This is a genomic window from Microbacterium testaceum StLB037 (genome assembly GCF_000202635.1).
Classification (GTDB): domain Bacteria; phylum Actinomycetota; class Actinomycetes; order Actinomycetales; family Microbacteriaceae; genus Microbacterium; species Microbacterium testaceum_F.
The window spans coordinates 2,627,505-2,650,223 of the sequence record NC_015125.1 but is presented as its reverse complement, the minus strand read 5'-3'; the positions used below and the strand labels follow the sequence as shown (position 1 = coordinate 2,650,223).

The following is a 22,719-nucleotide window of genomic DNA, read 5'->3' as shown; positions in this document are numbered from 1 at the left end:
TCAGCCCAGACCCAGCTGGTCCGCGGTGGCCTGGAGCTCCTTCAGCCCGTCGGCCGGGCTCTGCTGGCCGAGGCGGAGCTTCTCGAGCATCGCGTCACCGGCCGCGGCGACCTGCACCCACGTGGTGACGGCGGGCACCGACTTGGCGGTCTCGAGCTGGGTACCGAAAGCGGCGAGGGTCTTCGACGAGGACAGGGCGTCGGACTTCCAGGCATCCTGGACAGCGGGGAGGTCACCGGTCGCCTCGTACCAGGCGGCCTGCGTCTCGGGCTCGCTCAGCCACTGCACGAGCTTCCAGGCGCTCGCGGCGTTCTTCGAGTTGTCGAACACGGCGAGGTTCGAGCCACCGCTGAATGAGGTCGAGGACTCCTTGGCCGGCAGGACCGCGGTCGAGATCTTGTCGCTGAAGCCCTCGCCGCCGAGGTCTTCGAGCAGACCGATGAAGGCCGGCCCGTCGATGAACATCGGGGTCTTGCCCGAGACGAAGTCCGCCTCCTGCGCGCCGGCCGAGCGGTCGGCGGCGGGGTTCGCGATGCCGTCGGTGTAGAAGCTCTGGTAGTACTCGAACGCCTCGGTGGTCTCGGGGGTGTCGAGGGTCCACGTGGAGCCGTCCTCCAGCTCGGCGCCGTTCGACCACGGCATCCAGAGGTTCCCCTGGAACGAGTCGTTGCCCGAGGGGAGACGGATGCCGTAGTCGGCGCCGCCCTTGGCCTGCATGTCGGCGGCCATCTTCTTCAGGTCGTCCCAGGTGGTGGGAGCCGAGGTCCAGCCGGCCTGCGCCGCGATGTCGGTGCGGTAGTAGAGGACGCGGGTGTCGACATACCAGGGGACGCCGGTCGCCCGGTCGTCGATCTTGGTGGAGTCGACCGCGCCGGGGAACATGCCGTCGGTGGAGAGGTCGGTGGGAACCGTCTGCAGCGCGTCGCCGAAGTCGGCCATCCAGGTCGAGCCGACCATGGCGAGGTCGGGGGTGTTGCCGCCGGCGATCGCCGTCTGGAACTTGCTGTACGCGGCATCCCACGGCACGGGTGTGACGTTGACGGTCACTCCGGGGTTGGCCTCCTCGAACGTCTTGACGAAGTCGGGCAGCGCCTCGCCCTCGGCACCCATCGCCCACATGGTGAGAGTGCCCTCGGCCTTGGCGTCACCGATCGTGCCCGCCTCGCTGGGGCCGGATCCGGTGTCGGAGGTGCGCCCACAGCCGGTGAGGGCGATCGCCGCCGCGGCGATCACGGCCACGGCGCTCCATCGGGTCTTCTTCATGGTGTTCCTCCTCGAACCAGGCACCCGTCGTCGGGCGCTCTCTGCACGTCGTGATCGAGTTTAAGCGCATAACCTACGTCGCGCAAGCCGCCCGCGCCGGGACGGGACCAGCGTCGCCGAGACAGCATGACTTTCACGAGAGCGCACGCATTCGCTCGCCACAGCGTGCGGTCTCGTGCGGAGCGTGCGGTCTCGCGTGCCGGGTGACGCCCCCGGGACTCAGGCCGGCGGCCGCAGGTACCCCCGCACGAACTCGGCGAACAGCGCGGGCATGTCGACCGAGTCGTCCAGGAGCCACTGCTGCTGCAGTCCGTCCATCACGGCGCTCAACAGCCGAGCCGCCCGCGCGGGATCGATGTCGGCCCGCACCTCACCCGCGGCCTGACCCGCGCGCAGCAGGTCGGCGGCGGTCTCGGCGCCGTGCCGGTACCTCTCCGCGAAGGCCTCGTGCGAGGGATGGGCGGGGTCGCCCGCCTCGGCGACGACGAGGGTGTAGAGCGAGGTGAGGCCGCGGGTGGTGGCGTTGTGCGCGACGACCTTCTGCATCTGCTCGACGAGGGTGTGCTCGTGCGGATCGCCCGCCGCCGCCCGGACACGCTCGTCGCGCTGGCGCAGCACCTCGGCGAACAGCTCCTCCTTGGACGCGAAGTGGTGCATGAGCCCGGCGGGGGTCAGGGCCACCCGCGTCGCGACCTCGCGGAGCGACCCGGCCGTGACACCCGATCGCCCGAACACCACCACCGCCTCGTCGACGATGCGCTGACGCGTCTGCTGCCCCTTCGCGTAGCTCCCGCGGCGCGCGCGGGGCGCAGGTGCGTCGGTCATCGGCATCCTCTCCCCCGTTCCGGACACACCGATGCCCGGCACCTCCGAGAGGCACCGGGCATCGAGGATCGATCCGTCAGGGACGCGACGCGCCCCACGACGAGCCGAAGACCTGCTGTTCGATGGCGGGCCGGAGGTTCTGCTCCATCCTGTCATCGACCATGTAGTCCTTCAGGGAGTCGTCGGTCAGCGCGTTGCCGATCGCCGCCATGATCATCGACTGGTCGAGCGAGAGGTATCGCTCGGCGATCGTCCCGCTCTTCACCGCGACCGCGTCGTAGAACCCGCCGGGACCGTACGCGCCGAGCTTCTTCTCCAGACCGCGCAGGTTCTTCAGCACCCCGGGCCGGTCGTACGGCAGAGCGAGGAACGCCGCGTGCGGGGTGACGACCCCGTCGCCGAACGTCGGGTTCGGGTTCGTCCCCTCGGTGCAGCCGGGGCGGTCGACGTCGACGTCGGTCTTCTCGGCATCCGAGGTGTATCCATCGGACCGGATGCCGGCGATGTCGACGCCGTATTCGCTGTAGCCGCCGAACGGGTTGCTGGCGGGCGAGAAGCCCCAGTACCCGTAGCCGGCTTCCTTCAGGCCGTGCCGCTTCTGCACCTCGACGGTGATCGGGTGGTTCACGCCCCAGGAGCGCGGGCCCCATTCCGCCTCAGGGATGAGGAGGTCGGGCATGAGCGCCTCGAACATGCTGCCGCCCCAGCTCGGCGCGAAGCTCATCCCGTCGTAGGAATACACGCCCTCGTAGACGTCGACGCCGTCGTAGGTGCGGGTCTCACCGGTCGGCAGCTGCTCCTGCCACGCCCAGTCGCAGCCCGCGGGCATGGTGCGATGCGTGCCGTACAGACCGGATGCCGGGATCGAACCCTCCGCGATCCCCAGGTACGTCGCGATGCGGCTCTCGCTGACCGTCGTGTCGTAGTGGTGACACGTGTAGAACGCGGTCTCACCGCTGCCGTTGTACATCGGCGCCTCGACCGCGCAGCCGTCGCCGGGAGGAGCCTCCCAGAAGCCGCCGCGGTTGGTGCCGGCGGGCAGGCCCGCGGCCCCCGCGGTGTCGAAGAACGCCGAGAAGTCCATCGACTCGTACAACGCGTCGGCGCGGTCGGCGAGCGTCGACTCCGCCTCGCGGACGATCCGCAGCCCCGCCGCGAGCCAGCCGTTGTCGACCGTGCTGAGGAACGGGTGGATGACCTCGCCCGAGGTCGGGAAGATCTCGAGCTTGGCACCGGTGTCGGGCGCGTACCAGTTGTAGTACATGCCGCTTCCCTCGTTGCGCTCCATGGTCTCGAGCGTCGAGACGGTGGCGGCCAGGCGCTCGCGCGCTTCGTCGGCGCTGATGATCCCCAGGTCGCGCGCGGTCACCGTCGACCAGAGGTAACCGCCGATGTTCGTCGGCGAGGTGTAACCGGATGCCGTGGCCTCATCGAGCGCACCGCCGATGTTGTCGTCGGGCAGGCCGGTGTTCTCGTGGGCCATCGCGGCGAGGGAGGTCCAGGTGTCTGCGGCGTAGCGCTCGAGGTCGCGCGCGCCGGGGCCGGCGTGCGCGGGCGGGCCGGCGTGCCCGGGAGGTCCGGGTCTGTCAGCCGCCGCGGGCGGTGCGGCGACGGCGGGACCAGAGGCGGCGAAACCGCCCAGGACGAGTCCGACGATCGCGGTGGATGCCGCGAGGGTGTGCTTCATGACTGCTCTCCTCATCGAAAGCGCTCCGGGGGGATGGAGCTCGCTGGTCAGAAACCTTACACGTGTCAGGTTTCTGCGCAACCCTGCCGGGCGCTGAGACCCCGGGCACCGTCCCGCGGACTCCGTCCCGAGACGCGGAGCCCGCGGCATCCCGAACCGGCGTGGCGCGCACGGACTCCGCACGACGGCACGGGCCCCGGCGCCCGCCGCGAGCCCCGCCCCGCCAGACCTCAGCGCAGCGCGCGGCAGGCGAGATGCAGGGCGAGGCGCGCGTCGGTGTCGGTGAGGTCGACGCCGAGGAGCTCCTGGGCGCGGGCGATCCGCATCGCGACCGTGTTTCGGTGGAGCCCGAGCGCCGCGGCCGTCGCCGACACGCCCGATTCGTGATCGAGGTACGCGGTGAGGGTCTCGAGAAGCTCGGGCCCCTGCGACGCGAGGGGCGCCAGCAGCGATTCCGCGGCGGGGACGAACGTGTCCGACCCCGCCCACGACAGCAGGACCTGCTCGATGCCGAGGGCGTCGACGCGCACGAACCATCCGGTCGCTGCTCGGGCCGCGGCGATGCGCGCACCGTCCACTGCCCCGTCGATGCTCGTCAGCAGTCCGCCCGCGCCGCTGTCGAGCGCACCGATGCCGGTGGCGACGTCGAACGACCGCCGAGCGCCGTCGTGAAGTGCTCGCAGCGACGCGACATGTTCGTCGAGGCGCGGGGCGGGCGGCGGCTCGGCGAAGCTCAACCACCCCGTGATACCGCGACCGCTGGTGACCGCCTGCGAGTCGACGGGCAGGGTCGCGAGGCTCCGGCGCACGAATCGCAGCAGCTCGAGGGTCTCCAGGCGACGGCGCCCCGCGATCCGGAAGGCGAGGTGGTATCCGCCCGTCCGCCACCCGCGCTCGCTCATGCGCTGCTCGACGTCGGGGTCGCGTGCATCCCGCGCTTCGAGGAACTCGCGTAGGAGACCGGATGCCACGGCGGCATCGCTCACGTCGGCCACCTCGTCGATGAGGATGCGCGCGGCGACCGCCGGCATCGCGACCTCTGCGGCGACCGCGAGCGCCGCCAACTGCGCGGGGCTGAGCCCCGCACCGAACATCGCCAAGCGCAATCCCGCACGGCTCGGGCTGTCGACGCGCACCGACGCGGCCGCCCCCTCGGCGACCGAGACCGCGTCCTGCCAGAGGCCGACGTCGATCGCGGCCCGCACGGCCTCGGGCAGGTGCCCGCCGGCCTCGAGCAGGACGCCCTCGGCGTCGATGAGGGCGACCCCGTGTCCGACGCTGGCCGAGAGGTGCCGAAGCAGGTCGGCGAGATGCGACGCCGAGTATTCGATGGACTGGGCGACCCGGCGGACGTACCCGAGCGTGAGGGCGTCACGCCCCTGCACGAGCTCCCAGCCGGCGCGCGCGAGCGCCATCGGGTCGTCGACCTCGAGCACCGTCAGCCCCAGTCGCGCGGCGAGCCGGCGGCTTCCCGCGCCGAGGACCTCGGCTCCCGACAGGGCGAGTCCGGGGAAGCCGCGGTCCCGGACGCGGCGGACGAGAGCGTCCTGCTGCCAGGGGGCCGTGGGCGGCGGCTCGGTGAGGGCGGCGAGTTCGCCCGCCCCGCGGGCGGGCAGCATCGCCTCGCGCGCCGCGACCACGACCCCCGCAAAGGCGTCCGCCGCCTCCACCACGACGCGGATTCCGCCGTTCGCGGGGTGCGCCAGCAGCGCGGCAAGGTCGAGGGGGGTCATCGTCCGACCTCCAGACCGCGCAGCCCGTACGCCTCGGGGACCACGTGCGCGAGGCGCTCGGCCGAGGCGGACCACCACCGCGGCGCGGCGAGAGCGACGATGCGCACGTGCCGAGCGAGGGTGACGGCATCCACCTGCAGCACGTCCCCGGAGACGGAGTCGATCGCGACGAGGATCTCCGGCGACGCCGCGATCGTCTCCCCGTCGCGCGTGACCGCGAGGAACTCCGAGCGCGCCACCAGGCGCAGCAAGGCTCCGTCGTCGCCGACCAGCTCGACCGATCGCGCGAAGGCGTCGTCCGGCACGGCATCCAACGCGCTCACCCGTCCGCTGCCGAGCATGCGCGCTTCGGCCAGGTCGTCCGTGACGACGTCCGCGGCGCCGAGGGTGAGAGCGCGCGTGTAGGTTCCCGGGATGCCGTGCACCGACAGGTCGCCGACGGTGAAGCCCGCGACAAGCACCGCCCCCGCGCCTCCCGCGCGGATCACGCTCGAGCGGACGAGGCTCTCGGCGTCGCCCGCCCGAGAGGAGTCGACGAGCATCACGCCGCCCCCGGTGTCGGCCACGACGATCGCGCCGGGAACCGCATCGACGAGGAGCGAGAGCTGATCGATCCCCGGCAGAGCGCGGCCCATCAGGTCGGCGTCGACGAGCATCCGGTCCCCGACGAGGAGCAACGGCGTCAGCCCGTTCAGACCCGCGCCCTCCATCGCGCAGACGGCCGGCGCCCGCACCCCCGTCCACCGTTCGGCCGCCGCCAGGAGCGGAGCGAAGGCGTCGGGGGGAGGAACCCGCTCGCCGAGCAGGTATGTCGATCCCGCGAAACCGATCGCGACGCACGGCGTGCGGGGTTCGACCTCGTCGACGTCGTGGAGGGCGACGGGCCCGTCGAGCACCTGGGCGGCCATGAGCTCGAGCAGCGTCGTCGTTCCGCCGCCGCCCGAGCCGAGTAGCGAGAACCCCCGGGCGAGCACCGGAAGACGGTCGGGCCCGAGGGTTCTCATGCTCACAGGGTAATCAGCGGTCGGGCACCCTCCGCCTGCAGCTCCTCCACCGGAGTGAACGTCTCGGCGAGGCCGAACGCCGACGGGCCGAAGGCGGCGAGCGCGCCGGGGGTGCGCATCAGGTCGGGCGTCGAGATGCCGAGCACCCGCACCCGCTGGCCGTACCGCAGTCCCTCCGTCGTGATGGGCTCGGCCGACTCGACGTCGGTGATGCAGATGAGGTCGGGCACGATCGCCACGAGCACGCCGTCGCGGTGCGCGATGAGGTTCTCGTTCTGGAACGCCACCTCCAGCGTCGAAGCGTCGTCCGGCCCGAGCGCCGAGATGGTCGCCCGCCCCTTCGCGAAGCCGTCGGTCGTGCGTCGCTCCACGTCCGTGACCTTGCCCACGAACAGCTCCCGCACGTGCGGGTACAGGGTCGTCGAGAGCGTCTCGGCGATCGCCTCGAACGGCGAGCGATGCTGCTCGCGGGCCTCCCGGATGCCGCGCCCCAGCGCCAGCGCCATCGAGAGCGTCCGCGGGACCGCCGTCCGGCGCACGTCGGCTCCCGTCATGGCGTACTCGGCGATGTGGGCCACCCCGCCGAGGCGGATCGTGACGCCGCGGGCGAGCCACTCCATCTGCCGGTCGTCGTCGCCGGTGTCGATGACGGCGGTCTCGCCGCGCTCCCCCGCGAGGGCCAGGGGCGAGCCGTGGACGCCGTAGACGGCGAAGGTCTCCATCGACAGCTCCGGGAACGCGCGGCCCATGCCGTCGGCATCCACGACAGGCAGGCCGGTCTCGGCCGCGACGATGAGCGGGATCATCGAGTTGATGCCGCCGCACTCGATCGGCATGGTGGCGTCGGCGGTACGGCCGAGGTGCTTCTCGAGGGTGCGCAGGGCGAGGGTGGGCTCGGTCCCGGCGGGGATCTTCTCGACCATGACGGTCGGCGCCCCCATCTGCGCGGTCGGGATGACGAACAGGTCGTCGGCGATCTCGTCGGGGTCGAGGATCGTGATGCTCCCCTCGCCCAGCACGCGCTCGACGAGCTTCTGCCCGATGTACGGGTCGCCCCCGCCACCCGTGCCGAGCAGCGTCGCGCCGCGGGCGAGGTCGGGGAGATCGGCCGCGGTCAGGGTCCAGCTCATGCCGCCACCTCCACGGTTCCGTCGAAGCGATGGGACGGCATCTCGTAGCCGAAGTAGCCCGGCCCGACCATCGCGAGGGCCTCGGGCCCGTGCCAGCGCTCGTCGCTCGGAGCGGCGATCACGCGCACGCGCTGGCCGTAGCGCAGCCCCTCGGTGGTGATGGGCTCGGCGCTCTCGGCATCCAGGACGATGATGAGATCGGGCGTCGTGACGAGCACACCCTCGCCGGTGCGGGCGATGAGGTGCTCGTTCTGGAACGACAGGGTGAGCGTGTCGTCGGCCCCCTCGATGCGCGCGTTGCCGCGGGCGAATCCCGCGGTCGTCCCGCGCTCGACGTCGACGACCTTGCCGGCGAACACCTCGCTCCCCCGAAGCGCCTCGACGACGGCGGTCACGGGGTCGGTCTTGGCCGCGCGCGCCTCGACGATGCCACGACCGATCGACAGGCACGCCGACAGCGAGGCCGGAACGAGAGCCTCACGGGCCGTCGCCCCCGACATCGCGAAGCCGGCGATCATCACCGAACAGCCCATCTCCACGCACGCGACACGGGCGATCCGCTCGGTCCAGGTGTTGTCGATGGTCGATAGGACGGCCGTGTTGCCCTTCTCGTCGGCGAAGGCCAGCGGAGACGCGGTGACGCCGTACAACGTCGGCAGCACCATCTGCAGCTCGGGGAAGGCGCGGCCCATGCCGTCGGCATCCACCAGCGGCAACCCGAGAGCCGCGGCGGCGGCGATCGGGATCGTGGAGTTCACTCCCCCGGCCTCGGCGCACGCGACGTGGGTGACGGGACGGCCGAGCGACGCGGCGAGCGCGTGCACGGGAGCGACCACCTCGTCGAGGCTCGGGAGCTTCTCGACCATGACGGTCGGCGCGCCCATCATCGCCACGGTGAGCACCAGGGCGTCCTCGGGCAGCTCGTCGAGCCCGACGACCGTCACCGACCCGTGCTCCGCGAGCGCTTGACGGGCCAGGAGCGCACCGATGTAGGGGTCACCGCCTCCCCCGGTGCCCAGGACCGCCGCGCCGCGGGCGAGGTCGGCCACGACGTCCGCCGACAACTCCCAGCTCACGCGCGCACGCCCATGTCGAGATCGCCCACGGCCTTCACGCGCACCCGCGTCGCGTTGCCGGGGAGGTACGGGATCGGCACCTCGTCGAAGTCGACGATCGCCACCGACGACGGGCGGGCGCCCGCCGCGATGGCCTTGTCGACCGCCTCCGCGCGGATCGCCGCGATGCCCTCGTCGCGCCGGCCGGCCTCGATCGCGTAGACCTTGTCGATCTCTCCGCCCACCTGGGCGATCGAGGCGCCGATCGCGTTGGCGACGGCGTAGTTGGTCGGGCGGTGCACCGCGCCGAACAGCGGCAGCTCGTCGGGGAGCAGGATGCTGCCGCCGCCGACGGCGACCACGGGGATCGGCTCCGGCGAGGTGCGCATACGATCCACGGCCTCGGCCACGCGCTCGGCGATGCGCGCGAGCACGCGCTCCACGAACGCGGGGTCCAGGTGGGCCACGCGCGAGGGGTCGCCCACCTCTGCGCGGCCGGCGGCGACGGCGATGTCGGTCGCCGTCAGCGTCGAACCGCCGAAGACCAGCGCCTCCTCGGTCAGCCGGTAGCCGACCGACGCCGGCCCGACCTCGGCCGTCTCCTCATCGACGATCGAGCCGCCGCCGATGCCGATCGACAGCACATCCGGCATCCGGAAATTCGTGCGGATGCCGGCGACCTTCACCTCGTTCGCCGTCTCGCGCGGGAACCCGGCGTTGAGCAGGCCGATGTCGGCGGTCGTGCCGCCGATGTCGACGACCGCGCAGGTCTGCAGACCGCTCGTGAGGGCGGCGCCGCGCATGGAGTTCGTGGGACCCGAGGCGAACGTCGCCACCGGATAGAGGCGCACGTAGTCCTCGTCCATCAGCGTGCCGTCGTTCTGGCTGAGGAAGATCGGAGCCTCGATCCCCTGAGCGCGCACGGCGGAGGTGAGCCCGTCGACGATCTCGGAGGCGAGCTCGCGCAGCGCCGCGTTGATGATCGTGGCATTCTCGCGCTCGAGCAGACCGATCCGGCCGATCTCGTGCGACAGCGAGATCGCGACGTCGGGTCCGAGCACGTCCGCGATGATCTCGGCCGCGCGCACCTCGAGGTCGTGGTTGACGGGAGAGAAGACCGACGAGATCGCGACCGAACGCACGCCGTGCTCCGCCATGTCACGGGCGATGCCCCGCAGCTCGTCCTCGTCGAGCGGCGAGATCGGCCGCCCGTCGAACTCGTACCCGCCGTGGGCGAGGTAGCTGCGCGCCTGGATGGCCTCGGTCAGCACCTCGGGCCAGTCCACGAGAGGAGGCAGCGCCTTGGTCGCGGGGAGCCCCAGGCGCAGCGCCGCGGTCGGCGCGAGGCGCTGGGCCTGGACGAGCGCGTTGATGAAGTGCGTGGTACCGATCATCACCGCGTCGATGTCAGCACCCGCGAAGTCGTGCTCGTCACGGAGCGCCGCGATCGCGTCGACGATGCCGGTCGTGACGTCGGGGCTGGTGGACTTCTTGGCGCCGGCGAGGGCGACGGCGGCGTCCATGAGCACTGCGTCGGTGTTGGTTCCGCCGACGTCGATGCCGATGTGCATGGGTGGAGCTTCTTTCGTTCGGGGGGGGGTGAGTCAGGATGCCACGGACGCGGCGCTCGCGGCCGGGGACTGCGCGGTGGTGGCCTGGCCGACCCCGCGCACCCAGCCGAGCTTCCCGGCGACGGTGTAGAGCACGATCGACAGCACGAGCGAGGAGATCGCCGGGATGCCCCAGGTGACGAAGTACCCGACGAGGGCCGAGACCAGCCAGATCACGAGGGTGACGGGCACGATCCGCGGGGCGGTGAGGGGAAGTCGACCCTCGGCGCGAGAGGCGTCGAGCTCGCCGCGCCAGCGGCGCACGAGGAAGTACTCGGCGACCATGATCCCGGCGATGGGCGGGAAGGCGACGCCGAGGATGATGAGGAACTCCGTGAACTGCGACAGGATGCCGGCGGCGGCGAGGATCGAGCCCACCACGCCGAGCACGATCGTCGTGGTGACGCGGTGCAGGTTCTTGCCGAAGGCGGTGGAGATGAAGTTCACGAGGCCCAGCGTGGAGGAGTAGAGGTTCCAGTCGTTGATCTTCAACGTGCCGGTGATCACGATGATGAGCCCGACCAGGCCCACCGAAGACGTGACGATGGCGACGATGTTCCCGGACTGGGCGGCGTGGGCCAGCAGCACTCCGGAGAGGCCGATGACGAACTCGCCGAGCGTCACGCCCACGACCGTCTGCTTGACGACGTCGGCCTTCGAGCGGTTGAACCGGGTCATGTCGGCGGTGATGATCGCTCCGACGATGAGTCCACCGGCGACGATCGCGGTGCCCTGCCAGACCGTCATGGTCGGACCGGGAGCGGGAGAGGTGAGCAGGTCGCCGATGGAGTGATTGCTGAGCTCCGAGATGATCGACCAGCCCACGAGCACGAGGAACAGCGGCACGGTGATGTTCGCGAGCCACTGCATCCCGACGAAGCCGACTGCGACGATCGCGGTGACGGCGAGACCGAACAGCAGGCTCCACGCCCACGTCGGAAGCAGCCCCGGCAGCAGGGAGTCGAGCGATTCGGCCGAGATGGCCGACTGGATGCCGAACCAGCCGATGAGGCTGATGCCGATCGCGAGGCCGACGAGCGAGGCGCCGATCTCGCCGAAGCCGGTCCATCGCGCGAGGAGGGCGGTGTTGAGCCCCTCCTTCTGCCCGATGATGCCGACGATGCACATGATGACCTCGAGGATGATCGAGCCGAGCAGCAGCGCGAGGAACGCCTCGCTGAAGGTCATCGCGTAACCGAGGGTGGCGCCGAGCAGGAACTGCGACAGCGCCGAGACCTGGCCGAAGCGCTGCACGGCGATGCCGAACCAGTGCTTCTGGGCGTTCGGGGTCACGCGGCTGAGGGCGAAGTCGTCGGCGTGGGCCATACGTGCCATGGGAGTGTCCTTTTGCGAAGAGGGACGGTGCGGGTGCAGCACACGCTATGTGCGGCATCCGTCCGACTGAATGGGCACCTCGCCCTGATATCGCCCGATGATGTGCAGCCTGCACATCTGGACGGTCACTCCGCCGGCGCGTGCGCCTGCAGGAACTCGTACATCTCCGTCGTATCCACGCCGGGGAACGCCCCGGTCGGCAGCGTCGCCAGCAGCGTTCGCGGCGTCCGCACGTTCGGCCACGCCTGACCGCGCCACGCGGCCTCGAGGTCGGCGGGCGCGCGACGGCAGCAGGTCTCGACGGCGTGCCGCGAGACGCCGCGGTTGGGGGTGTCGCGCCCGCGGAACCACCGCGTGTCGTCGAACCGCACCCCGACGCTCACCGAGTGCGCGCCCTCGCTCGACTGCTCCACGCGTGCCGTGCACCAGTACGTCCCGTTGCCGGTGTCGGTGTACTGGTAGTACGGGTTGAACAGGTCGTCCTCCTCGAAGACCACGCGGCTCGTCCAGCGCCGGCAGCACATCTGCCCCTCGATCGAGCCGAGCCGATCGGTGGGGAAGTTCACGTCGTCGTTCTCGTACGCCTTCGTGATCGTCCCGGACTCGTGCACCTTGAGGAAGTGCACCGGGATGCCGAGATGCACGGTCGCGAGATTGGTGAAGCGGTGCGCCGCCGTCTCGTACGACACCGAGTACGCGTCGCGAAGGTCCTCGATGCTGATCGTGCGCCGCTCCTTCGCCTCGCGGAGCGCGGCGACGACGTGCGCCTCGGGCATGAGCAGCGCCCCGGTGAGGTAGTTCGTCTCGACGCGCTGACGGAGGAACTCGTCGTAGCTCGTCGGCTCGCCATGACCGAGGATCCGGCTCGACAGCGCCTGCAGCACCGCCGCGCGCGGGTCGCCCTTCGCGACCTTCGTCGACAGGTACAGCCGCCCGTTCTTCACGTCGGCGATGCTCCGCGTCGACGAGGGCAGGTCGGGCACGTAGTGCAGAGTGAAGCCGAGGTGGGCGGCGATGTCGCTCGCCCCGCGCTGGGTGAGCGGCCCGCCCGGATGCTCGATCTGATCGAGGATCCCGGATGCCACGCGCTCGAGCTCCGGGAAGTGGTTGTCCTGCGTGCGCATGAGCCGCCGCAGCGCCACGTTCGCCCGCCGCGCCTCCTCGGGCGTGGCCGAGCGCTCCTCGCGCAGGCGTTCGATCTCGGCCTGCAGCGCGAGCATCGCGGCGAGCGCCTCGTCGGGCACCGCGCGCCCCACGCGGAACGGTGCGATCCCGAGCGCCTGGAAGGTCTGGCCGCGCATCGCCCGTTCCACGGACAGCTCGAGGGTGGAGCGGGCGTCGAGGGGCTCGGCATCCAGGATCTGATCGAGCTTGCACTCCAACGCGCGGGCGATCGCCTGCAGCAGCGTGAGCTTCGCCTCGCGGCGGCCGTTCTCGATCATCGACATCTGACTCGGCGCCCGCCCGACGGCTGTGGCGAGGTCGTCGAGGGTCAGGCCGCGCGCGGTGCGCAGTTGCCGGATGCGTCGGCCGATGGTGAGGGTGTCCACCTCTCCATCGTCGAAGGGGAGGGATGCCGAGGATGTCGAGACGCCCGTGTCCATACGAGAGAGTCTCACAGCAGCAGAAGATCGGGCAATCTTCACACCGCCTCCCCGGGTTCGACGCGTTGATCTTCGCCCACAGTGGTCTCCACGGGGCACCGAGGCCCCGGCATCCCGAAGGAGAATGCTCATGACGATCCAGGCCACCCCCGCGCAGCCGCCGCTCCGCCCCGGCGACCAGACCGAGACCGCCGCCGAGCTCCGTGCCGCTTGGGATGCCGACCCCCGCTGGGACGGCATCGAGCGCACGTTCTCGGCCGACGACGTCGTCCGCCTCCGTGGCAGCGTCCGCGAAGAGGCGACGCTCGCCCGTCGCGGAGCCGAGAACCTCTGGAATCTCCTGCACACCGAGGAGTACGTCCGCGCGCTCGGTGCCTACACCGGCGGCCAGGCCGTGCAGCAGGTGCGCGCCGGCCTGAAGGCCATCTACCTCTCCGGGTGGCAGGTCGCCGCCGACGGCAACCTGGCGGGGCAGACCTACCCCGACCAGAGTCTCTACCCGGCCAACAGTGTCCCCGCCGTCGTCCGCCGCATCAACAACGCCCTGCTGCGGCAGGACCAGATCGAGCGCGCCGAGGGAGAGATCACCCGGGACTGGCTCGCCCCGATCGTCGCCGACGCCGAGGCCGGTTTCGGCGGTCCGCTGAACGCCTACGAGCTCGCGCAGTCGCTGATCCAGGCCGGAGCCGCCGGCATCCACTGGGAAGACCAGCTCGCGAGCGAGAAGAAGTGCGGTCACCTCGGCGGCAAGGTGCTCGTGCCGATCCAGCAGCACATCCGCACCCTCAACGCCTCACGTCTGGCGGCAGATGTCGCCGGCGTTCCGACGGTAATCATCGCCCGCACCGATGCCCTCGCCGCCGACCTGCTCACGAGCGACGTCGACGAGCGGGACGCTGAGTTCCTCACCGGCGAGCGCACCAGCGAGGGCTTCTACCGGGTGCGCCCGGGACTCGACTCGGTGATCGCGCGCGGTCTCGCCTTCGCCCCGTACGCCGACCTGCTGTGGGTCGAGACCGGTGAGCCCGACATCGAGCTCGCGCGCCGCTTCGCCGAGGCGATCCACGCCCGCTTCCCGGGCAAGAAGCTCGCGTACAACTGCTCACCGAGCTTCAACTGGAAGCGCCACCTCGACGACGCGCAGATCGCGACGTTCCAGGCCGAGCTCGCGGCGATGGGCTACGCCTTCCAGTTCATCACCCTGGCCGGCTTCCACGCCGTGAACCACTCGATGTTCGACCTCGCCCGCGGCTACGCCGAGCGCGCCATGAGCGCGTACGTCGAGCTGCAGGAGGCCGAGTTCGCCGCCGAAGCAAACGGGTACACCGCCACGCGCCACCAGCGCGAAGCGGGCACCGGCTACTTCGACGTCGTCTCCACCGCGCTCAACCCCGACAGCGCAACTCTGGCCCTGGCCGGCTCGACCGAGACCGCCCAGTTCCACTGACCCTCTCTCCCTCCCATCTCCCCCTCCCCGCTCCCGCTCCCGCTCCCCCTCCCGCTCCCGCTCCCGCTCCCGCTTGAGTGTCCAAAACACCCGGACATCTCAAAAATTCGTCCGGGTTTCTTGGACACTCAGCACTGCTCGCACCGCACAACGCGCGACAGGCCGCGGGCGGCGGGCGGCGAGAGGGCCGCGAGCGGAGCGAGGGGGCCCCACCGACACCGAAAGACACGACCATGACCCTCATCGACACCTCTCCACCGCCCACCTCGACCTCCGCGGGCACCGAAGGATCCCGGATGCCGAACCCCTCGGCATCCACCCCCCACCTGCGTCTCGAGCGCCCCCTCGAGGGACGGGATGCCGAGATCCTCACCCCCGCGGCGATCGCGTTCCTCACCGAGCTGCACGACCGTTTCGCCCGACGCCGGCACGACCGGCTCGCCGCCCGCGAGCGCCGCCGCTTCGAGATCGGCACGGGCGACGACCCGCACTTCCGAGCCGACACCGCGCACATCCGCGACGACCCGTCGTGGCGCGTGGCGGGAGCCGGCCCCGGCCTGGAGGACCGCCGCGTCGAGATCACCGGCCCGACCGACCCGAAGATGACGATCAACGCGCTGAACTCCGGCGCGCGGGTGTGGCTCGCCGACCAGGAGGATGCCACCTCCCCCACCTGGCGCAACGTCATCGGCGGGCAGCTCTCGCTGTTCGACGCGATCCGCGGGCAGCTGTCGTTCACGAGCCCCGAGGGAAAGCGCTACGAGGTCACCGCCGAGCGCACCCCGACGATCGTGATGCGCCCGCGCGGCTGGCACCTGCCCGAGAAGCACGTGACGTTCATCGATCGCTCCGGCCGTGAGCTGCCGGCATCCGGGTCCCTCGTCGACTACGGGCTGTACGTCTTCCACAACGCGCACGCGCTGATCGCCGCGGGCCGCGGGCCGTACTTCTACCTACCGAAGATCGAGTCGGCCGAAGAGGCGCGGCTGTGGGACGACGTGTTCTCGTTCACCGAGGAGCGGCTCGGCCTCGCGCACGGCACGATCCGTGCGACGGTGCTCATCGAGACGCTGCCCGCGGCGTTCGAGATGGAGGAGATCCTGTTCGCCCTGCGCGACCACTGCGCGGGCCTGAACGCCGGGCGCTGGGACTACATCTTCTCGATCATCAAGACCTACCGCGGGCGCGGAGCGCGGTTCGTGCTCCCCGACCGCAGCGAGGTCACGATGACAGTGCCGTTCATGCGCGCCTACACCGAACTGCTCGTGCAGACGTGCCACAAGCGCGGCGCCTATGCGATCGGCGGCATGAGCGCCTTCATCCCCAACCGGCGCAAGCCCGAGGTGACCGCAGCGGCGTTCGAGAAGGTCGCCGCCGACAAGCGGCGCGAGGCCGGCGACGGCTTCGACGGCACGTGGGTCGCCCACCCCGACCTCATCCCGGTGGCCCGTGCCGAGTTCGACGCGGTGCTCGGCGACGCGCCGAATCAGCTCGAGCGGACGCGTGAGGACGTGTCCGTCGAGCCGCACCGGCTGCTCGACCTGCGCATCGGCCTGCCCGTGACCACGGCGGGCGTGCGCGGCAACGTCTCGGTGGCGATCCGCTACATCGAGGCGTGGCTGCGGGGCCTCGGCGCGGTCGCGATCGACGACCTCATGGAGGACGCCGCCACCGCCGAGATCTCGCGCTCGCAGATCTGGCAGTGGATCCACCAGGATCGCGTCACCGCCGAGGGCGACACGATCACGCGTCCGTTCGTCGAGGGGCTGCTCGACGAGGTGCTGTCCGAGGTGCCGCGCTCCGAGGGCGACCGCTTCGACGACGCCGCCGCGGTGTTCCGCGAGGTGGCGCTGCGTCCGGAGTTCCCGGCCTTCCTGACCCTGCCGGCGTACGCGAAGTACCTCGACTGACGCCGGCCCCCTCGCGCGAGCCCTCTCCCCGTCTCGGGAGGGGGCTCGCGTCACGCCGTCGCGGTCTCGCGCCCCGGGTCCACCGCGTGCGAGACGAACCGTCGCGGCTTGCCCTCGCCGAGATCGATGAGCCGTTCCACCCGCGTGACCTCGACGGGCTGGTCCAGCAGCCGTTCCAGCGCCGCGCGGATCCGCTCGGCATCGCCGCCGACCACCGTCGCCGCGACCGCCCCGGACGCACCCTGCACGACCGCCCACCCGAGCGCCCCGTGACTCTGCAACTGCTGCGTGAGGTCGACCGAGGGGACGCGCGTGCCCGCCCCGGTGACGAACTCGGTGTGCTCGCGCCCCTCGAGGTCGGCGATCGCCACGCCGCCGTCGGCGAGACGCACGAGCCGGCCGACATCGCCGGTGCGGTACCGCACGAGCGGGAGCAGCGGGTTCTCGCCCGCCGTGACGACGATCTCGCCCATCGTCCCCTCCGGGACCGGGCGCCCCTCGGCATCCAGGACCTCGACGAGAACGCGCCGGTCCAGCACCCGGAACGGCCCGTCATCGGTGCGCGCCGCGATCGGCCGGGTCTCGTGAAGGCCGTAGACGTCGATGACCGGGCAGGCGAACGCGGCCTCGAGCTCGGCGCGGAGCGGCCCCGACAGCGCCATCGCCCCCGAGAACAGCGCGAGCGGCCGCAGCACCCCGCGCAGGTCGTCGCTCAACAGCTCGGCGAGGCTCGTCGGGTTTCCCGAGATCACCTGCGGGTCCGCTGCGGCGAGGAAACGGGAGCGATCGGATGCCGCGCGCCAGGCGCGGCGGTCGAGGTTCACGCGCGCCATCGCCCGGTGCGCGAAGCCGCTGATGAGCGAGACGTACGTGAACGCCTGGCGCTGCTGGAGCACCCACACGAGCGCCAGGCGCTCGGCATCCGGGGTCCAGTCAACGCCCGCGCGGCGGGCGAGATCGAAGAGGAGGTGGAAGCCGCGCGCGACCTCTTCGACGTCGTCGGGGATGACGAGCGCCGCCCCCGTCGAGCCCGAGCTCGTGCCGTGCAGCATCCGGTCGAGGTCGGCGTCGAGGGGGACGAACGCCGAGACGTCGGCCGCGAGATCGGCGCGACCGATGGGCGGGAAGTCGGCGAGGGTCGAGAGGCCCGCGCGTCCGCGGTAGAACGGCAGCTTCCGGGCGGTCGCGAGGTGCTCGTCGAGCCATCCCTCGAGCGGGAGCGGCGTGCGCGTGCGCTCGACGGCCTCGGCCGTGAGCCGATCGCCGGTCGCGTGCACCCACGTGGGTGCCGCGGGATGCGTCCGCCACCGGTCGAGGCGGGCGGCGGCCTCGGCGTCGAGGGTCGGCCAGCGTTCGGCGTCCGTCAGCACCGCCGCGGAGCCCGGGCGGTACTCCCCGAGCGCGAGGGGGTCGTCGGGGTCGGGCACCGCCGCCGGCTCCGGCTCGCCGCCGGCGCCGGCACCGAGGAGCAGACCGTCGGGATCACTCACTCGAGTACCTCGCCGCCGCCTCCTTCGCGCGGGCTTCGGCCAGGCGCCGGGCGATCTCCTCGCGGTGCTCGTACGCCGCGTACGCCTCGGCGAGCGCGCTGCTGCGTCGGAGCGAATCGCGGGCCTGCCACAGGGCCCGGGCGGTCTCGCGGTCCTCTCCGGCGGGGACGAACCCGGCCCACAGCAGGAAGGTGCGCGCGGCTTCCTCGCGCCGCTCGTCGTCGGCGAGCCAGTCGAGGGGGTCGACGACCGGCGCGACCCGGAGCGCGAGAGAGTCGACGGCCCGCAGCGCCCACGGCCCGGCCAGCGTCGGGTCGAACGGCTCGACGAGCTCCTCGCTCGCGAGCAGCCACAGCCCGATCGCGGCCCCGCGGCGGACCCGGGCATCCTCGGCGTAGGCGGCGGAGGCGCACGCGACCCCGGCGATGTCGCCCGACAGCGCGGCGATCGAGACGTCGTCGTCGAGGAACGACCGCGGCACGCTCGACAACCGCGCGGCGACCGCGTCGAGCGGGGGTCCGGGACGTGCGGACGCCCAGGTCTCCCCCTCCGGCGGCGCGAGGCTCGACCACACCTGCAGCAGCGTGTCGGCGTCAGCCATTCAGCACCTCCGCGAGTTCCGCGCACGCCCTGGGGGCGTCATCCATCGTCTCCAGGTACAGGATCTCGTAGCCGGCCGCCTTCGCGAGAGGCTCCACCCGTCGCGAGCGGTCGAGGACGACGAGTGTGCCGGTGGTGAGCGTGGAACGCACACGCGCCGCGACATCGGCCCGGTCGGGATCGCCCGCGCCGAACATCGACACCAGACCGTCGTCCGAGAGCACGACGAGGTGGCGGCGCTCCTCCGCCGTCGCGCGACCGTGCCCTTCGGCGCGGCGCTCCAGCAGGTCGAGGGGGAAGGTCGTGCCCCCGGCGAAGAAGAGGGCGAGATCGCGGACGACCTGCCCCGCGTCGCGCGTGAAGGTCTCGCTGCCGCCGACCTGTCCGGGGCCGGAGAAGCTCGCCACCCGCACCCGCCCTCCGCCGCGCAGGATCGACAACGCGAGGATCGTGCCGGCGAGCACGGCGGGCGACCCCGATCGCGGGTTCGGCATCGACCCCGACGAGTCGATGTACAGGTCGAGGGTGATGCTCGTCTCGCGCGGCAGCGGGTCGTCGGCGAGGTACGAGCGGCGCCGGGTCGTGATCCCCGGTATCACCGCCCCGCCGGCGCGCAGCGTCGCGGGCCAGTCCAGGTCGGCCAGATCGTCGCCGGTCTCCCAGGTCTCGACGGGTCCCGGCAGCTCCTCGGCGGGTGTCGCGGGGGCGCGCTGCGTGAGCGGTCGCACCCATCGCGCGGCCTCGGCGCGGTACCACGCCGCGATCACGGCATCCTGGTCCGCTCCCTCGTACAGCTCGAGCGTGCGGGCGACCCCGAGGGCCTGCCCCGCGCCCTTCCGCGCCGAACGCGCGGCACCGGGTGAGCGTCCTTCGGGGACGGGGATCGGCTCCCGCAGCCGGGGATCCGCGAGCACGCGGCCGAGTTCCGCCGCCCCCGGCGGCGCGCCGTCGGCCGAGCACTCCCCACCCGGCATCGACGCGCCCGCGGCCCGCTCCGCCACGAGGTAGGGCGCGACGAGCACCCCGAAGCGCAGCGCACCCGAGACGGCATCGCCCGCGAAGGTGCGCACGAGACCGGCGAGGAGGTCGGCATCGAGGCCCGGGCGCGTGATGGTGGCCTCGGCGAGCTCGCGCGACACGCGCTCGGCTTCGGCCCGGGCCTCGCGCAGCTTCTGCTCGGCCTCGCGATGTCGCTCGGGAATCCTCTCGAGGGGGCTTTCCGTCGTCGCCCCGGTGGCGCGCCGGGCCGGTGCCGGCGGGGGCTGGACCGCGCAGAGCGTCCCGGGACGCAGATCCCACAGCAACTCGTACGTGCGCAGGTACACCCACCACAGTCGGCCGCCCGTGTCGCGCGAGGCCCGATAGAGCGACCGGGAGAGCCGCACGATGCCCGGTTCCCCCGGCCCGTCCCGACGGCGCTGAAGCAGACCCACCCGGGCGTTCACGAGCAGGTCGGTCCACAGGTTCGACAGCATCGCGACGTCGTCGTCGCGCACGGACGTCGCTCCGGCCGCCACGAGCGTCCGCGCGAGCTGATGCCGGATCTTCAACGAGTCCAGCCGCGTCCCGGGGGCGAGCGCGTGATGCCCCAGCTCGTGCGCGAAGACGCTCTCCATCTCGTCGGCCCCGCCGAGCTCGGCGACCATGCGCGGATCGACGACGATCGCGGGAGGGAAGCGGAACCACGCCGGAGCCCCGTGCGTCTTCCCGGCGCCCGGCCGCAGCTCGGCGTCGTGCATGTGCACGCCCCAGAGCTCCTGCGCGCTCTCCCACGCGCGGCGGAGGTCCCCTTCGAGCGCGGCCGTCTTCACGCCGTCTCCGGAACGTAGACCCACGCGAGGTACGACTCGGCGAAGGTGAGGAGGGATGCCGTCGCCCCGGCGCCGTGTCCCGGCGGTGGCTCGCGGTCGAGAGCGACCAGACGCGACCCCCAGACATCGGCATCCACTCGCCACCAGCGCTCCCCGGTGCGCACTGTGAAGGAACCGTCGTCGTCGAGCGGACGCGCGTCGCCCGGCGGTGCCGTCCAGGCGCCCCCGAGACCCGCGAATCCACCGACCGCGCACACGTACCCCCGCGCGGCCGCGCGTCCGGGCCACCAGAACCGGTCGACGCGCTGCCGCTCGGCGAAGGCGTCGAGCTCGGTCTCCGGGATCCCGAGAGCCGCCGCGGCGGCGACCGGAGGCACCTCGGCGAGATGGGCGAGGGCGTCGCCGCGGAGTCCGAGGACGCCGGCGCGCCAGCCCGCGATCCCCGCGAGCGTGACGACGAGATCGGTCGAGGCACCGGCCGGCAGCGCTGCCTGCCCGGCGGCGAGGGCGTGCCAAAACCGCTCGGCGGAGCCCCCGGCCGCCTCGACGTTCAACCCCGCGCGCTCGAGATCGAGGCCCGCGACGTCGGTGGGCACCCCGGTCGGCGGCTCGGTGTCGGCCAGATGCCCGGGGCGGCGGATCACGCGCGCCCCTCGACCCAGCGGAGGTACGCGGTGTAGCGCTGGTGCAGGTACTTCAGGGCCGTGAGGTCGTCGAAGTCCCGCCCGTAGAGCTTGCCCGACGCCGACGCGGCGCGCAGCCGTGCCTCGATCGCGGTCAAGCGGCGCGAGGCCTCGACCGCGGAGACCCCGTCGAGTCCGGCATCCAGTTGCGCGAGGAGCTCGCCCACCGGGTCCTTGCGCCCGCGCCCGAGGGCGTCGTATTGGCGGCACGACTCGGCGAACAGGTCGCTGAGCCAGCTCATGAGGTCGGTCGACAGCTCCCGTTCGACGCCGACGTCGAAGCGCGGGTGCGTGGGGTTCGGCAGCAGCTTCCCGCGCAGCACGAACGGCACCATCGCCGCGACATCGGCGAGCGAGACGGCGTCGCGCCCGCGGAACCAGGCGACGGCCTTGGCGTAGACGATGAGGGTCTGCAGCGCCCGCACCGACAGTCCGTTCAGCGTCTGGGCGCCGAGGTCGGCCATGAGATCGGCCCCGGAGTTCGCCTCGATCGTCTCGGCGACCTTGCCGCCGGCGGTGGTGACGGTGTCTTTCGTGCGGTACTCGAACCTCCGCCCGCCGCCCTGCACGAACTCGAAGTGACTGAGGAAGAACTCGAGCCGCCGTCGCACGTCGGCGGGCACCGGCACCGCGCGGATCGCGGCGCGCATCGCGGTCTGCTCGTCGGGGGCGAAGACGAGCTCGGCGGGAACGTGCTCCTCGGGCTTCTCGCCCGCCTCGACGCGCGTGATCAGCTCGTCGAGGAAACGGCTGTTGAACCCGGCCGCCGGCACGGTGACGTCCATGCGGTCACGGAGCGCCTGGATGACGGGGAACGTCCCTCCGCCCGCATCGTCGTTCGCGGTGAAGAACCAGCTCTCCACACCCGACGCGGGCGCCGTCTTCCGCAGCTGGTCGTGGCTCTCGACGTACCCCTCGGCCACCATCGTCAACAGCGCCGACTGGGTCTTGGTGGGGATGCGGTTGTACTCGTCGACGATCTTGACCGGCCGCGACAGCCAGTCGCGCCACGCGACGCCCACCTCGGCCAGACTCGCGGCGTTCATGAGGTCGCGGGGAAGAGGGATGCCGACGAGGTCGCTGATCGTGAGCTGCGGCTGCCCCTGCTGCACCCCGCGGCGCACGTCGTCGGGCGTGGAACCGGCGAGGACCCCCATGAGCACCGCGACGGTCGTCTTTCCGCGCCCCGGACCACCGACGAGCAGGCACTTGCCCCCGACCGCGAAGCTCAGCAGCGGGAGCAGGACGTTCGACGAGAACGACGCCTCGCTCGGCAGCGTCAGCTCGGCCCCGGCGTCGCCGAGGGTGAACGCGAGCGGCGCCCCGGAGGAGAACTCGACGTCGTAGTACGGCGAGATCACCGCCCGGTTGACGATCCAGTAGTACGTCTGGCGCAGCTTCTCATCCAGCGGCACGACGACCGTCTCGGCGGTGTCGCGGAAGAGGTCGGCGGCCGTCATCGGGGCCGTCCCCTCGCCCGAGGCCGACGTGGTGGGTGCCTGCGAGAGCTTGTGCCAGCGGTCCGCCATCGC

At 71.9% G+C, this 22,719-nt stretch carries 17 protein-coding genes; 2 read left to right on the top strand and 15 right to left on the bottom strand.

The window, feature by feature from the left end; genetic code table 11:
• From MTES_RS12025 to MTES_RS11980, 10 genes are all read right to left on the bottom strand, one after another.
• Complete coding sequence (locus MTES_RS12025; RefSeq protein WP_013585533.1) at positions 1-1,263, bottom strand: extracellular solute-binding protein; 1,263 nt, start codon at positions 1,261-1,263, stop codon at positions 1-3.
• Between the two features lie 219 nt (positions 1,264-1,482).
• A complete protein-coding gene (locus MTES_RS12020; RefSeq protein WP_013585532.1) occupies positions 1,483-2,088 on the bottom strand; it encodes a TetR/AcrR family transcriptional regulator in 606 nt (201 codons plus the stop codon).
• Positions 2,089-2,164: 76 nt separating this feature from the next.
• Positions 2,165-3,775: a glucoamylase family protein gene (locus MTES_RS12015; RefSeq protein ID WP_013585531.1), complete on the bottom strand. Its 1,611-nt coding sequence runs from the start codon at positions 3,773-3,775 to the stop codon at positions 2,165-2,167.
• A gap of 230 nt (positions 3,776-4,005) precedes the next feature.
• Positions 4,006-5,508, bottom strand: coding sequence for a PucR family transcriptional regulator (locus tag MTES_RS12010; protein ID WP_013585530.1), 1,503 nt, complete (start codon positions 5,506-5,508; stop codon positions 4,006-4,008).
• Positions 5,505-6,512, bottom strand: coding sequence for a DUF917 family protein (locus MTES_RS12005; protein ID WP_013585529.1), 1,008 nt, complete (start codon positions 6,510-6,512; stop codon positions 5,505-5,507). The genes MTES_RS12010 and MTES_RS12005 overlap by 4 nt, the downstream gene beginning before the upstream one ends.
• A 2-nt stretch (positions 6,513-6,514) precedes the next feature.
• Positions 6,515-7,642 (bottom strand): DUF917 domain-containing protein, encoded by a 1,128-nt coding sequence (locus MTES_RS12000; RefSeq protein ID WP_013585528.1) that lies wholly within the window; start codon positions 7,640-7,642, stop codon positions 6,515-6,517.
• The gene (locus tag MTES_RS11995; RefSeq protein WP_013585527.1) at positions 7,639-8,718 is read right to left on the bottom strand and encodes a DUF917 domain-containing protein; all 1,080 of its coding nucleotides are present in this window, start codon (positions 8,716-8,718) and stop codon (positions 7,639-7,641) included. Before MTES_RS11995 ends, MTES_RS12000 begins: the two co-directional genes overlap by 4 nt.
• Positions 8,715-10,268, bottom strand: coding sequence for a hydantoinase/oxoprolinase N-terminal domain-containing protein (locus MTES_RS11990; protein WP_013585526.1), 1,554 nt, complete (start codon positions 10,266-10,268; stop codon positions 8,715-8,717). Before MTES_RS11990 ends, MTES_RS11995 begins: the two co-directional genes overlap by 4 nt.
• A 33-nt stretch (positions 10,269-10,301) precedes the next feature.
• Positions 10,302-11,642, bottom strand: coding sequence for a purine-cytosine permease family protein (locus MTES_RS11985; protein ID WP_013585525.1), 1,341 nt, complete (start codon positions 11,640-11,642; stop codon positions 10,302-10,304).
• A gap of 125 nt (positions 11,643-11,767) precedes the next feature.
• A complete protein-coding gene (locus MTES_RS11980; RefSeq protein ID WP_043361381.1) occupies positions 11,768-13,246 on the bottom strand; it encodes a helix-turn-helix transcriptional regulator in 1,479 nt (492 codons plus the stop codon).
• Between the two features lie 130 nt (positions 13,247-13,376).
• Here MTES_RS11980 and aceA point away from each other — a divergent pair, with 130 nt between their 5' ends.
• Together aceA and aceB are read left to right on the top strand one after the other, a co-directional pair.
• Complete coding sequence (gene aceA, locus MTES_RS11975) at positions 13,377-14,693, top strand: isocitrate lyase (RefSeq protein ID WP_013585523.1); 1,317 nt, start codon at positions 13,377-13,379, stop codon at positions 14,691-14,693.
• Positions 14,694-14,989: 296 nt separating this feature from the next.
• Positions 14,990-16,603 (top strand): malate synthase A, encoded by a 1,614-nt coding sequence (gene aceB, locus MTES_RS11970; protein ID WP_013585522.1) that lies wholly within the window; start codon positions 14,990-14,992, stop codon positions 16,601-16,603.
• Between the two features lie 50 nt (positions 16,604-16,653).
• Here aceB and MTES_RS11965 read toward each other — a convergent pair whose 3' ends face one another.
• The 5 genes from MTES_RS11965 to MTES_RS11945 are packed head-to-tail and all read right to left on the bottom strand — an operon-like array spanning position 16,654 to position 22,716.
• On the bottom strand, positions 16,654-18,093 hold the full coding sequence (locus MTES_RS11965) for an AMP-binding protein (protein ID WP_013585521.1): 1,440 nt from the start codon (positions 18,091-18,093) through the stop codon (positions 16,654-16,656).
• Complete coding sequence (locus tag MTES_RS11960) at positions 18,086-18,694, bottom strand: hypothetical protein (RefSeq protein WP_013585520.1); 609 nt, start codon at positions 18,692-18,694, stop codon at positions 18,086-18,088. The genes MTES_RS11965 and MTES_RS11960 overlap by 8 nt, the downstream gene beginning before the upstream one ends.
• On the bottom strand, positions 18,687-20,504 hold the full coding sequence (locus MTES_RS11955) for an NAD/NADP transhydrogenase subunit alpha (RefSeq protein ID WP_013585519.1): 1,818 nt from the start codon (positions 20,502-20,504) through the stop codon (positions 18,687-18,689). The genes MTES_RS11960 and MTES_RS11955 overlap by 8 nt, the downstream gene beginning before the upstream one ends.
• The gene (locus MTES_RS11950; protein ID WP_013585518.1) at positions 20,501-21,148 is read right to left on the bottom strand and encodes a hypothetical protein; all 648 of its coding nucleotides are present in this window, start codon (positions 21,146-21,148) and stop codon (positions 20,501-20,503) included. Before MTES_RS11950 ends, MTES_RS11955 begins: the two co-directional genes overlap by 4 nt.
• On the bottom strand, positions 21,145-22,716 hold the full coding sequence (locus MTES_RS11945; RefSeq protein ID WP_013585517.1) for an AAA family ATPase: 1,572 nt from the start codon (positions 22,714-22,716) through the stop codon (positions 21,145-21,147). Before MTES_RS11945 ends, MTES_RS11950 begins: the two co-directional genes overlap by 4 nt.
• Between the last annotated feature and the right edge of the window lie 3 nt (positions 22,717-22,719).

Coding starts and splice junctions, on each gene's coding strand:
- aceA (WP_013585523.1), top strand. CDS start 13,377: ATGACGATCCAGGCCACCCCCGCGCAGCCGCCGCTCCGCCCCGGCGAC.
- MTES_RS12000 (WP_013585528.1), bottom strand. CDS start 7,642: ATGAGCTGGACCCTGACCGCGGCCGATCTCCCCGACCTCGCCCGCGGC.
- MTES_RS12015 (WP_013585531.1), bottom strand. CDS start 3,775: ATGAAGCACACCCTCGCGGCATCCACCGCGATCGTCGGACTCGTCCTG.
- MTES_RS11990 (WP_013585526.1), bottom strand. CDS start 10,268: ATGCACATCGGCATCGACGTCGGCGGAACCAACACCGACGCAGTGCTC.
- MTES_RS12010 (WP_013585530.1), bottom strand. CDS start 5,508: ATGACCCCCCTCGACCTTGCCGCGCTGCTGGCGCACCCCGCGAACGGC.
- MTES_RS12005 (WP_013585529.1), bottom strand. CDS start 6,512: ATGAGAACCCTCGGGCCCGACCGTCTTCCGGTGCTCGCCCGGGGGTTC.
- MTES_RS12020 (WP_013585532.1), bottom strand. CDS start 2,088: ATGACCGACGCACCTGCGCCCCGCGCGCGCCGCGGGAGCTACGCGAAG.
- MTES_RS11985 (WP_013585525.1), bottom strand. CDS start 11,642: ATGGCACGTATGGCCCACGCCGACGACTTCGCCCTCAGCCGCGTGACC.
- aceB (WP_013585522.1), top strand. CDS start 14,990: ATGCCGAACCCCTCGGCATCCACCCCCCACCTGCGTCTCGAGCGCCCC.
- MTES_RS12025 (WP_013585533.1), bottom strand. CDS start 1,263: ATGAAGAAGACCCGATGGAGCGCCGTGGCCGTGATCGCCGCGGCGGCG.
- MTES_RS11980 (WP_043361381.1), bottom strand. CDS start 13,246: ATGGACACGGGCGTCTCGACATCCTCGGCATCCCTCCCCTTCGACGAT.
- MTES_RS11960 (WP_013585520.1), bottom strand. CDS start 18,694: ATGGCTGACGCCGACACGCTGCTGCAGGTGTGGTCGAGCCTCGCGCCG.
- MTES_RS11945 (WP_013585517.1), bottom strand. CDS start 22,716: ATGGCGGACCGCTGGCACAAGCTCTCGCAGGCACCCACCACGTCGGCC.